The sequence below is a fragment of the Micromonospora sp. WMMD1120 genome (assembly GCF_029626235.1).
Lineage (GTDB): Bacteria > Actinomycetota > Actinomycetes > Mycobacteriales > Micromonosporaceae > Micromonospora.
Window position 1 is genome coordinate 1693862 of the sequence record NZ_JARUBO010000005.1, and the last position, 12016, is coordinate 1705877.

General features: G+C 71.2%; 11 protein-coding genes. 3 read left to right on the forward strand and 8 right to left on the reverse strand.

Translation table 11 applies throughout. From position 1 onward, the window contains the following. Nucleotides 1–10: 10 nt before the first annotated feature. Together O7634_RS08020 and O7634_RS08025 are read left to right on the forward strand one after the other, a co-directional pair. Nucleotides 11–652, forward strand: a complete 642-nt coding sequence (locus O7634_RS08020) for an HNH endonuclease family protein (protein ID WP_278149508.1) — start codon at nt 11–13, stop codon at nt 650–652. Continuing rightward, nucleotides 652–1044 (forward strand): hypothetical protein, encoded by a 393-nt coding sequence (locus tag O7634_RS08025; RefSeq protein ID WP_278149509.1) that lies wholly within the window; start codon nt 652–654, stop codon nt 1042–1044. The genes O7634_RS08020 and O7634_RS08025 overlap by 1 nt, the downstream gene beginning before the upstream one ends. Nucleotides 1045–1101: 57 nt before the next feature. Here the strand turns inward: O7634_RS08025 and O7634_RS08030 are convergent, their stop codons facing one another. From O7634_RS08030 to O7634_RS08060, 7 genes are all read right to left on the reverse strand, one after another. Then, on the reverse strand, nt 1102–2205 hold the full coding sequence (locus O7634_RS08030; protein ID WP_278149510.1) for an oligopeptide/dipeptide ABC transporter ATP-binding protein: 1104 nt from the start codon (nt 2203–2205) through the stop codon (nt 1102–1104). Beyond that, nucleotides 2202–3215, reverse strand: coding sequence for an ABC transporter ATP-binding protein (locus O7634_RS08035; protein WP_278149511.1), 1014 nt, complete (start codon nt 3213–3215; stop codon nt 2202–2204). Before O7634_RS08035 ends, O7634_RS08030 begins: the two co-directional genes overlap by 4 nt. Nucleotides 3216–3396: 181 nt before the next feature. Then, entirely contained in the window at nt 3397–4359 is a 963-nt protein-coding gene (locus tag O7634_RS08040; RefSeq protein WP_278149512.1) for an ABC transporter permease, read from the reverse strand. Further along, complete coding sequence (locus O7634_RS08045) at nt 4356–5360, reverse strand: ABC transporter permease (protein ID WP_088987228.1); 1005 nt, start codon at nt 5358–5360, stop codon at nt 4356–4358. Before O7634_RS08045 ends, O7634_RS08040 begins: the two co-directional genes overlap by 4 nt. An 84-nt stretch (nt 5361–5444) precedes the next feature. Then, nucleotides 5445–7106, reverse strand: a complete 1662-nt coding sequence (locus O7634_RS08050; protein WP_278149513.1) for an ABC transporter substrate-binding protein — start codon at nt 7104–7106, stop codon at nt 5445–5447. Between the two features lie 312 nt (nt 7107–7418). Continuing rightward, complete coding sequence (recR, locus tag O7634_RS08055; protein WP_278149514.1) at nt 7419–8012, reverse strand: recombination mediator RecR; 594 nt, start codon at nt 8010–8012, stop codon at nt 7419–7421. Nucleotides 8013–8020: 8 nt separating this feature from the next. Further along, a complete protein-coding gene (locus tag O7634_RS08060) occupies nt 8021–8329 on the reverse strand; it encodes a YbaB/EbfC family nucleoid-associated protein (protein ID WP_238433593.1) in 309 nt (102 codons plus the stop codon). Between the two features lie 213 nt (nt 8330–8542). On the opposite strand from O7634_RS08060, the gene O7634_RS08065 reads away from it, so the two are divergent. Continuing rightward, nucleotides 8543–9220 (forward strand): DUF998 domain-containing protein, encoded by a 678-nt coding sequence (locus O7634_RS08065; protein ID WP_278149515.1) that lies wholly within the window; start codon nt 8543–8545, stop codon nt 9218–9220. Here the strand turns inward: O7634_RS08065 and O7634_RS08070 are convergent. After that, the gene (locus tag O7634_RS08070) at nt 9217–11925 is read right to left on the reverse strand and encodes a DNA polymerase III subunit gamma and tau (protein ID WP_278149516.1); all 2709 of its coding nucleotides are present in this window, start codon (nt 11923–11925) and stop codon (nt 9217–9219) included. The two genes, O7634_RS08065 and O7634_RS08070, sit on opposite strands and share 4 nt — an antisense overlap. Nucleotides 11926–12016: the final 91 nt, after the last annotated feature.

A 12016-nucleotide genomic window follows, 5' to 3' on the forward strand; every position in this document is an offset into this window, starting at 1 on the left:
GGTGTCGTCTGTGCGTACCAGATCAGGACCGCGAGCGGCGGTGGCCGCGCTCACCGCGGCGCTGGCGCTCGGCGTGGCCGGTTGCGTCCCTCCGCAGGACGAGCCGGGCGCATCACCGCCGAGCGGTGGCGGCGACGCCGCGCAGCAGCTCAGTGAGCTGACGGTCGCCGCCGCCGGCTCGATGAGGGGCTACAGCAGGGAGCGCTTCCCGCACTGGCGGGACACCGGCAAGAACTGCGACGTCCGGGACAGCATCCTCCAACGCGACGGCAAGGACGTGAAGCTGTCCGGATGCAACGTCGTCGGCGGCCGCTGGGAGAGCGTGTACGACGGTCGCAGCTTCTCCGATCCCTCCGACGTGGACATCGACCACATGGTGCCGTTGGCCAACGCGTGGCGCTCGGGCGCCGACGAGTGGGACAACACGAAGCGCGGTGATTTCGCCAACGACACCACCCGTCCGCAGCTCTTCGCGGTTTCCGCCGCCTCCAACCGGGCAAAGGGTGACCAGGACCCGTCCCAGTGGAAGCCGGCGGACCGGTCCTACTGGTGCCAGTACGCCAAGGACTGGGTGACGGTGAAGCACTACTGGAAGCTGACGGTGACCGCTGCCGAGAAGGCCGCCCTGACCGACATGCTGGAGGGCTGTTGATGAGCGAGGAAGCGGCGACAGGCGCCACGGCGGGCGCGGAACCCGCCCCGGCCGCCGCCGGCATGACCGCGGACGGCTCCGCCGAGACCGCCGCCGCCGTGCCGGGTGCCGGCATGGTGGCCGATTCCGGCGGCGCGACCGGCCCGCAGAGTCGCACCGCGGACATCGTGCCCGGCCCCGGCGGGGTGATGACCGACGAGGTGGGCGTGGTCACCGGCGACCTGACCCTGCGCACCGAGTACGCCGACGGCAAGGTCACCCTGCGGGTGCAGTACAAGGACGCGGACGAGTGGTACGCGGTGACCGGCGGCTCGGTCGCGCTGACCGACCCGGCGGCGGTGGACGCGGTGCACGGCATCGCGGTGGGTCTGCTGAACCGACCCGAGGGCTGAACCGTCGATCGGCCGGCCGCGCTCGCCCCGGCCGCTGGTCGGGGCGAGCGGGCCTGGTCAGACGTACGAGCCGGGCTCGGTGGGGGCGGAGACGACCGCCGGCTCGTCCCCCTCGGCCTCGGGGCGGACGACCTGCGCGCTGGTCTGGTGCGGTCGTAGCTCACCGCTGGCGATCTGCTCGGCCCAGTGGCACGCCACCCGGCTGACGCCGATCTCCCGCAACACGGGTCGTTCGTCGGCGCAGCGGGTGGGCTGCGACCAGGGGCACCGTGTGTGGAAACGGCAGCCGGACGGCGGGTTGGCCGGCGACGGCAGGTCACCGGCGAGCAGGATGCGCTCCCGGCGGTCCTCCACGTCCGGGTCCGGCACCGGCACCGCGGACATCAACGCCCTGGTGTACGGGTGCAGCGGCTCGGTGTAGAGCCTGTCGCTCGGCGCCTCCTCGACCAGCGCGCCCAGGTACATCACGCCGACGGTGTCGGAGATGTGCCGGACCACCGCGAGGTCGTGTGCGATCACCAGGTAGGTCAGCCCGAGGCTGTCCTGGAGTTCGTCGAGCAGGTTGACCACCTGCGCCTGGATCGAGACGTCGAGCGCGGACACCGGTTCGTCGGCGACAATCAGCTCCGGCCCGAGCACGAGCGCGCGGGCGATGCCGATGCGCTGCCGCTGGCCACCGGAGAACTCGTGCGGGTAGCGGGACAGCGCCCACCGGGGCAACCCCACCGCGTCCAGGGTCTCGCCGATGATCCGGCGACGTTCGGTGCGGTCGGCCCCGATCCCGTGGGTCTGCATCCCCTCGGTCAGGATCGACTCGACGTTCTGCCGGGGATCGAGGCTGGACATCGGGTCCTGGAAGATCATCTGCATCCGCCGACGCATGCCGCGCAGCTTGCCGGCCGGCAACGTGGTCAGCTCGACGCCGTCGAACTCGACCTCGCCGGCGGTCGGCGGGGTGAGCTGGAGCAACGCCCGACCCAGCGTGGACTTGCCACAGCCGGACTCGCCGACCAGGCCGTACGTCTTGCCCCTCGGAATGCTGAGGTCCACCCCGTCGACGGCCTTCACATGGCCGACCACCCTGTCGAACAGCACACCCCGCTTGATCGGAAAGTGCACCTTCAGGTCGCGTACCTCGACGAGCGTGTCGTTCTCGCTCACGCTGGCTCCTCCTCGCGCGGTGCGGGCACCGTGCCGGGCACCGGCTCCGGGTTGACGCACCGGTAGCTACGTCCGTCGTGTGCCTGCACCAACTCCGGCGGCTCACCCACGCACTCGTCGGTCCGACGGGCGCAGCGCGGGGCGAAGGCACAGCCCTCCGGCCAGGGCAGCAGGTCGCGGACCGAACCGGGGATCGGGCTGAGCTTCTCGCCCCGCCCAGCGTCGAGCCGGGGCACCGAGCCGAGCAGACCCACCGTGTACGGGTGCCGCGGCTGGCGGAACAGCGGACGGCGACGGGCCGTCTCCACCACCCGACCGCCGTAGAGCACGTTGACGGTGTCGCACATGCCGGCCACCACACCCAGGTCGTGGGTGATCATCAGCAGTGCGGTGCCGGAGTCCCGGACCAGTTCCTTGAGCAGTTCCAGGATCTGCGCCTGGATGGTGACGTCCAGCGCGGTGGTCGGCTCGTCGGCGATCAGCAGCCGAGGCTGGCAGGCCACCGCCATGGCGATGAGCGCACGCTGGCGCATCCCACCGGAGAGCTGGTGCGGGTACTCCTTCAGCCGCCGCCTCGGGTCGGGGATACCGACCCGGTCCAGCAACTCCGCCGCCTCCTTCGCCGCGGCCGCGCCCTTCATCCCCCGGTGCCGGGTCAGCACCTCGGTCACCTGCAACCCGATCGGGATCACCGGGTTCAGCGAGGAGAGCGGATCCTGGAAGATCATGGCGATGTCCCGGCCGCGGATGTCCCGCCGCGACCGGTCGTCGAGCTGGAGCAGGTCGGTGCCGTCGAAGACGGCCTTGCCGCCGACCCGCAGGCCCGGCTGCTTCGGCAGCAGACCCATGATCGCCAGCGAGGTGACGCTCTTGCCACAGCCGGACTCGCCGACCAGGCCGACCACCTCACCGGCGTCGACCGAGAAGGACACCCCGTCGACGGCGTGCACGGCCCGCTGGCCGCGCCGCGCGAACGTGACGGAGAGATCATCAACTTCGAGCAGTGCCATCACTGGCCTTCCGTTCGCGACTGCGGGGCTCGCAAGCTCACTCCTCGCGCTTCACACATGACGGCCTTCGTTCGCGACTGCGGGGCTCGCAAGCTCACTCCTCGCGCTTCACACATGACGGCCTTCGTTCGCGACTGCGGGGCTCGCAAGCTCACTCCTCGCGCTTCACACATGAAGGGGCCTACTTCCGCAGCTTCGGGTCGAGGGCCTCACGCATCGCCTCACCGAGCAGGGTGAAGCCGAGCGCGGTGATGATGATCGCGACGGCCGGGTAGATCGCCAGCGACGGCCGGATGCCGAGGTACTGCTGCGCGTCGGCGAGCATGACGCCCCACTCCGGCACGGCGGTGTCCGGGTTGCCCAGGCCGAGGAAGGACAGCGCCGCGGCCTCGATGATCGCGGTGGCCAGGGTCAGCGTGGCCTGCACGATCACCGGGGCCAGCGAGTTCGGCACCACGTGGGTCAGCGCGATCTTCGACTTCTTCACACCGAGCGAGGTGGCCGCCAGCACGTAGTCGCTGTTGGCCTGGGAGATCATCGAACCGCGCAGCAGCCGGGCGAAGACCGGCACCGAGACCACGCCGACCGCGATCATCACGGTGGTCAGGCTGGCCCCGAGCAGGGCGGCGATGCTCACCGCCAGCAGCAGGCTCGGCATCGCCAGCAGCATGTCTATGAAGCGCATCAGGGTGGTGTCGACCCAGCGCCCCCACCGGCCGCCGAGACCGGCCGCGGCACCCGAGATGCCACCGATCAACGCGCCGATCGCCAGACCGATGAGGGTGGAGACCACACCGACCAGCAGGGTCTGTCGGGCCCCCACGATCATCCGGCTGAACTCGTCCCGGCCCTGGTGGTCGTACCCGAACCAGTGGTCACCGTCCGGTCCGGGGATGACACCCGGCTTGATCAGGCCCTCGCGGATGCCGATCGTGTCGGTCGGCCCGTACGGCACGAGGAACGGCCCGATTATCGCGACCAGCAGGAAGAGCGCCAGGATGACCGCGCCGACGATCGCGGCCGGGTTGCTCCGGAGTCGGCGGAACGCCTCCTGCCAGAGGCTGACGCCGCGCTCGTCGTCACGGGCGGCCAGCTCGGAGAGCCGGTCGATCTTCTCGCGCTTCTTGCCCGGGGTGAGTGTCATCGCACCCTCACCCTCGGGTCGATGAAGCTGTAGGAGAGGTCGACCAGCAGGTTCACCAGCACGTACACCACCGCGATGATCAGGATGAAGCCCATCAGCACCGGATAGTCGCGCTGGCCGATGGCCTCGGCGACGAACGCTCCGATGCCGCTGAAGGCGAAGACGGTCTCGGTCAGCACGGCGCCGGAGAGCAGGCCACCGGCGAGCAGGCCGATCGAGGTGGCCACCGGCAGCATCGCGTTGCGCAGCACGTGGCGGCGGCGGACCGTCTGCTCGGTCAGGCCCTTCGCCTCGGCGGTGCGGACGAAGTCCTCGTTGAGGACCTCCAGCACGCTCGCCCGGGTGATCCGCACGATGATCGCCAGCGGAATGCTGGCCAGCGCGATGGCCGGCAGCACCAGGTGCCAGAGCGCGTCGGCCGCGGCGTCCCACTCACGGGTCATCAACCCGTCGAGGACGAAGAAGTTGGTGATCCGGGTCGCTCCGAGCGTCGGGTCCTGCCGACCACTGGACGGGAACCAGTGCAGGTTCTCCGAGAAGATCGCCTTGAGCACGTAGCCCAGGAAGAAGACCGGGATGCAGATGCCGATCAGCGAGCCGCCGACCGACGCGTGGTCCAGGAATCGGCCGCGCCGACGGGCGGCCAGGTAACCCAGCGGGATGCCGACCCCGATCGCGATGATCATCGCAGTGATGGTCAGCTCGACGGTGCCGGGGAAGCGCTCGATGAACTCCGTGGTGACCGCCCGCTTGGTGGAGGTCGAGGTGCCCAGATCGAGTTTGATCATCCGACGGACGAACCGGCCGTACTGGACCAGGATGGGCTCGTCGAGCCCCATGTTGCGGCGGATGGCGGCACGCATCTCCGGCGTGCCGCGCTCGCCGAGGATGGCGGTCTCGGGGCCGCCGGGAAGCCGGCGGAGCCAGATGAAGAGCAGGAGGGAGAGCCCGAACAGCGTGGGTATCAGCTGAAGCAGGCGTCTGACGATGAACCGGAACACGGCGGCCTCGAAGGGGTGCGGAGGGTTGCGGGCGGGCGCTGTGGACAGCGCCCGCCCGCGTTCCTTGCTGCGTCAGATCAGGACTTACTTGAACTCGGCGGTGGCGTACCGCTCGTCGGTGACCGGGCTGGCCTTGACGCCGGTCACGTCCTTGCCGAACACGATCGCCGGGGGCGAGTGCGAGATCGGCACACCGGGCAGGAAGTCCATCACGGACTTGTTCAGGGCCTTGTACTTCTCCGTCCGGGCCGCGATGTCGGCGGTGGTGTCCGCGTCCTTGAACTGGTCGAACAGGGCCTTGTTGTTGAAGCCCCACTCGTCCTTCGGCCGGTCGAAGAAGGTGCCGATGAAGTTGTAGGCGTCGCCGTAGTCACCGGTCCAGCCCAGGAAGTGGATGTCGTGCTTGCTGCCCGACGTGGTGGCGTTCAGGTAGTCCGGGCTCCACTTCAGCGGGATCGCCTCGACGGTGATGCCGACGGCCTTGAGGTCCGCCGAGAGCAGCTCGAAGATGTCCTTCGGGTTCGGCATGTACGGCCGGGTGACCTCGGTCGGGTAGTGGAACTTCAGCGTCAGGTTCGACGCGCCCGCCTCGGCCAGCAGCGCCTTCGCCTTGGCCGGGTCGTAGCTGTACTTGGTGACGTCACCGTTCCAGCCCTCGACGGTGTCCGGCATGAAGTTGTCGGCGACCTTCGCGCCCGGCGGCAGCTTGGAGGTGACCAGCTGCTGACGGTTCAGGGCGTACGCGATGGCCTGCCGTACGCGGATGTCGGCGAGCTTCGGGTTGCCCTTCTGGTTGATCGCCAGGTAGAGCACGTTGAACGCCGGGCGGGTGAGCACGTTGAAGCCCTCGGACTTCAGCGGCTCGACGTCGGCCGGGCCGACCAGGTCGTAGCCCTGGATGTCACCGGAGCGCAGCGCCTGCTTGCGGGCGTTCTCGTCCGAGATCGTCTTGAAGATGAGGGTCTTCAGCTTGGCCTTGGCGCCCGCGTAGTCGTCGTTGCGCTCCAGGGTCAGCGTCTTGTTGGCGACGTCCCAGGACTTGAACTTGAACGGGCCGGTGCCGGTCGGGTGCGCCGTCGCGTACGCCGGGTACTTGATGTCCTCGGCGGTACCGCCCACGTTGCTGGCGTCGAACTCCTGCAGCGCCTTCGGGCTGTGCATGCCGAACGAGGGGAGCATCAGCGCGGCCGGCACCTTGCTGGAGACCCGGGTGAAGGACAGGTCCACAGTGGTGGCGTCCTTGGCGGCGCAGGACTTGAAGAGGCTCGGCGGCAGCTCCGCGTTCTCGTTCTTGGCGAAGCCGCCCATGACGTCCTGCCAGTACGCGGTCACGTCCGGGCTCTGCATGAGGCCCTTGGCGTTGTACCAGCGGTCGAAGTTGGCGCAGACGGCCTCGGCGTTGAAGTCGGTCCCGTCGTGGAACTTCACTCCGGAGCGGAGCTTGAAGGTCCAGGTGGTGCCGGCGGCGTCCGGCGTCCAGGACTCGGCCAGCCCGGGGCTGATCTTCGTGCCACCCTCCTCCGGCCGAACCAGGGTCTCGAAGACCTGACGCGCCACGCGCAGCGACTCACCGTCGCTGGCGAAGCTCGGGTCGAGCACCTTCGGGTCTCCGGCGACGCCGAAGACGAGGGTGTCCTTCTTGCTATCACCGGATTTGTCGCCGCGGTTGCTCTCGGCGCAGCCTGCTACCGCGAGGGCCGCGACCGCGACGGCCGCGATGGCGACCTTCGGCCTGGGTGCACGCATGTGTGCTTCACCTCGTCCTTGGGGGTACGGACAACGTGGTGACAGGGGTCACCGATGGCGGTGACCATAGCTCTCGCGATGTCCACCCGGAAACCGCCGGGTGGATGGTTGGTATCGGATCGTGCCTCAAACGTCGTTTGGCTTTCGATTCGAAGGCAAACGGCCCTTCAAACCGATCAATCCGCACCCGCGATGCCAAACTGTTACGTCGAACAGCCCCGATGAGGGATCAAGTGTCAGATCAATTCCGGGCAGTGACGACGCGATGGCCGGCACCCACGAGGATGCCGGCCATCGGTTGCAGACAAGGGATCAGACCGCGCGGCGGCCCTCGAAGGCCCGGCCCAGGGTGATCTCGTCGGCGTACTCCAGGTCGCCGCCGACCGGCAGCCCACTGGCCAGCCGGGTCACCGAGATGCCCATCGGCTTCACCATCAGCGCCAGGTAGGTGGCTGTCGCCTCGCCCTCGGTGTTCGGGTCGGTGGCCAGGATCAACTCCCGCACCCCACCGCCGCCGAGCCGGATCAGCAGCTCCCGGATGCGCAGATTGTCCGGGCCGATCCCCTCCAGCGGATTGATCGCGCCGCCCAGCACGTGATAGCGGCCCCGGAACTCACCCGTCCGCTCGATCGCCACCACGTCCTTGGGCTCCTCCACCACGCACAGCACCTCGTCGGTGCGGCGCGGGTCGCGGCAGATCCGGCACTGCTCGGACTCGGCGACGTTGTAGCAGGTGGTGCAGAACCGCACCAGCTCCTTGACCTTGCGCAGCGCGCCGGCCAGCCGGTTGACGTCGGCCGGGTCCGCCGACAGGACGTGGAACGCGATCCGCTGGGCGCTCTTCGGACCCACGCCCGGCAGCCGACCCAGCTCGTCGATCAGATCCTGGATGGCACCCTCGTACATCTGTTGGCTCAGAAACCGGGCAGGCCGAGGCCGCCCATGCCACCGGCGACCGGGCCCATCTTGCGCTCGGTCAGCTCCCGGGCCGCCTCGGCGGCGTTGTGCACCGCCGCGACGACCAGGTCCTCGAGCGTCTCCACGTCGTCCGGGTCGACGGCCTTCGGGTCGATCTTGATGGCCTTCAGCTCGCCGGCGCCGGAGACGGTAGCGGTGACCAACCCGCCACCGGCGGTGCCGGTCAGCTCGGCCTCGGCCAGCTCGGCCTGGGCGGCGGCGATCTGCTGCTGCATCTTCTGCGCCTGCTTCAGCATCTGCTGCATGTTGGGCTGTCCACCTGGGCGCACGGGATGGCTCCTTCTCGCACTCGTCTGCTCGACCGCCGATCAGCCTATCCGCTGGGACCGACCCCGCCCCGCCCGGTGCGTCCGACCACGCCGGGGCCGGACCGCAGTGTCCGGGTACGGCTACCCCTACCCGAATCGGGCGGCTGCTGGTAGTGCGCCGGAGCCCGCCGCACTGGTCTGCTCGACGGTATGAACCTCAACCCCACCGGCCGGGTCGGCGCGCTGTGCTGGGTCGCGGCCGTACCTCTCTTCCTCGCCGCCAGCCTCGTCACCGGCCTGCGGTGGCGCGAGCCGACCTACAGCTGGGCCGTCCACAACATCAGCGACCTCGGCAACGCCCACTGCGGCGTCTGGGACACCACCCGACCCCGCTACGTGTGCTCGCCCTGGCACCCGCTGATGAACGCCGCGACACTGGCCACCGCCGTGCTGCTCGCCGCCGGGCTCCTGCTGACCTGGCGGCTCCTCGGTCGCGGAGGGGTGGTGCGCACGGCGCAGACCCTCCTGCTGGCGGCCACCGGTGGTCTCGCCCTGGTCGCCCTCTACCCGGCCGACGTCGACGAGAACCGGCACGTCCTCGGCGCACTACTGATCATGGGCGTGGGGAACGTCGGCCTGCTGCTCGCCGGCTTCGCGCCGCGCACCACCACGCTCGGCCGGTGGCGACCGCTCACCCTCAGCGCCGGGCTCGTCGCGCTGACCGGGACGGTGCTGTTCTTCGCCCAGCAGGGCCTCGGTCTCGGGGTCGGCGGCATGGAACGGGTCGCGGTGCTGCCCTTCCCGATCTGGGCCTGCTGCCTCGGCGTCCTGCTCGCCGAGAGGCCGGCCTGCCACCGGGGTCGCGCCCGGTCGATGGTGCCGAACTAACGAGCGTCGACCTCGTTGATCTTCTCGGCGCCGAAGGTCTCCCGGAGCAGCCGCACCGCCTGCTCCTCGCTGGACTCCCGGGCGGTCTTCTCGTCGATGACCTCGTCCAACGGCTCGTCGCCCGGGTCGAAACCCTCGTAGGCAGGTGTCGCCGCCACGGCGGCGCCACCGGGCCGACCACCGCGCGGGCCGTCGAAGTCCGGGTCGTAGGGCGGCTCGCCGGCCCACTCGGCGTCCGCGATGGGCCGGGCTGCCGCTCCGGTACGCGCACCGCGCCCCGCCGCCGCCGCGCGAGCCGCGGCGATGGCGCTGCTCACCGGTGCGCCACCGGCTGCCGCCGGCTGCCGGGCGGCAGGAGCGGGGTTGCCGCCGCCGCTGTGCGCGGCACTACCGTTCGTGCTGGTCGGCGTCGGCTCGGAGCCACCCGGACCCGGCTCGTTCCCGGCCGCCGTGCCGCCGGGGCGGGCGGCCTCCGGCCAGTCCTCGTCCTCCGTCGGCCGGGCGGCGGGGGCGCCGCCACCCGGCCGCGCCGCCTCCGGCCAGTCGTCCTCGTCATCCGTCGCCGCCGGCGCGGGCCCCCGGCCGCCACCGGGACCGCTCGCCGCCGGCGCGGGCCCCCGGCCACCAACGGGACCGCTCGCCGCCGGCGCGGGCCCCCGGCCACCAACGGGACCGCTCGCCGCCGGCGCGGGCCCCCGGCCCTCAACGGGACCGCTCGCCGTCGGCGCGGCGACGGGGGAGCCGGACGCGGTCCTGGCTCCGGGCGCATCGGTCGAGCGGGGCGCGGTGGGCGGGGCGCTCGTCGGGCTGACCGGCGGCGGCGACGCGTCCGGAGCCGCCGGGCGGGTCGGCGTGCGCTGCGCCCCGGACGGCGCGACACCACCGCGCTCGCCGGCCACCTCGCACCGGATCTGCCAACGCCCGCCCAACTCCTCGTAGAGCGCGTCGGTGAGCACGGCGGCGTGGTCGGCCATCATCTTGGCCAGCACCGTGGACTTCACCGTCAGCACCAGCAGGTCGCCGTCGAGTTCGCGGACCACCGCGTCACGCATCAGGGCGGCGATCCGCTTGTTGGTCCGGTTGACCTTGCCGACCACGTCGGGCCAGGCCCGGCGGACAGCCACCGCGTCCAGCGCGGCGGCCGGCGCACCCGGTCGGGGTGGCGCGGGCGTGGCCGGGTCGGGAAGCACCGCCGACGGCGGCACCACCCGGCGCGCGGCCGTCGAGCCGTCCGCCGAACCGGAGCCGGTCGAGCCCATGCCCGCCAGGCCGGCAGCCGACGCCGGAGTCGCCGACGCGCCGGGCGACGCCGGGATCGGCGAGTCGGCGGTGACCGAAGCACCCCGGACCGGAACACCCGAGGTCGGAGCGCCCGATACCGGGGACGCGGGCGGGTCGACGTCCCACGGCGGGGCGGAGGTCGGAGCGTTGGCGGGCTTCGGGGCTGCGGCAGCCGGGACCGGAGCGGCGTGCTGTGGGCGTACCCCCGGTGTGGCGGCGGTCGGCGCGGAGCCGGCGGCGGCCGACGGCGCGTCGGTGCCGGCCAGTGTGAGCCGACGTTCCATCCGCTCCAGGCGCTGGAGCAGGCCGCCGGTGGAGTCGTCCGCGCCGGGCAGCAGCATCCGGGCGCAGATCAGTTCCAGCAGCAGGCGGGGCGCCGTGGTGCCACGCATCTCCACCAGGCCGTCGTGCACGATGTCGGCGCAGCGGGAGAGCGTGCCCGGGCCGAGCTGCGCGGCCTGCGCGGCCATCCGCTCGATCTGGTCGGCCGGGCCGTCGATCAGGCCCTTCGCGGCGGCGTCCGGCACCTGCTGGAGGACGATCAGGTCGCGCAGCCGCTCCAACAGGTCGGACGCGAACCGGCGCGGATCGTGCCCGGCCTCGGCCACCCGGTCCACGGTGGCGTACGCGGCGGCGCCGTCCCCGGCGGCCAACGCGTCGCACATCTCGTCGATCAGCGCCGAGTCGGTGACCCCGAGCAGGGCGGCGGCCCGCGCGTAGCTGACCCCCTCCGGGCCGGCGCCGGCGATGAGCTGGTCGAGCACGGAGAGGCTGTCCCGGGCGCTGCCACCACCCGCGCGGACGACCAGCGGGAACACCGCCGGCTCGACGGCGACGCCCTCCGCCTGGGTGAGCTGTTCGAGGTACGGGCGGAGCACCTTCGGCGGGATCAGCCGGAACGGGTAGTGGTGGGTCCGCGACCGGATCGTGCCGAGGACCTTCTCCGGCTCGGTGGTGGCGAAGATGAACTTGACGTACTCCGGGGGCTCCTCGACCAGTTTGAGCAGGGCGTTGAAGCCCTGGGTCGAGACCATGTGCGCCTCGTCGATCACGTAGATCTTGAAGCGACTGTTGGCCGGCGCGAAGAAGGCGCGCTCGCGCAGCTCGCGGGCGTCGTCGACACCGCCGTGGCTGGCCGCGTCGATCTCGATCACGTCGATCGAGCCGGCGCCGTCGGTGGCCAGCGAGCGGCAGGACTCGCACTTGCCGCACGGCTCGGGGGTGGGGCCCTGCTCACAGTTGAGCGAGCGGGCCAGAATGCGGGCACTGGACGTCTTGCCGCAGCCGCGCGGGCCGGAGAAGAGGTAGGCGTGGTTGAGCCGCCCGCTGCGCAGCGCCTGCGACAACGGCTCGGTCACGTGCTCCTGGCCGATGACCTCAGCGAAGGTACGCGGCCGGTACTTGCGGTAGAGCGCCAGCGTCACTCGTCCCGCCTCCTCTCGACCGAGCCATTCTGCGCCGGTCGGGCGCGGGTGACCACCCACCACCCCGGCCGGCTGAGTCGATCAACTCAGC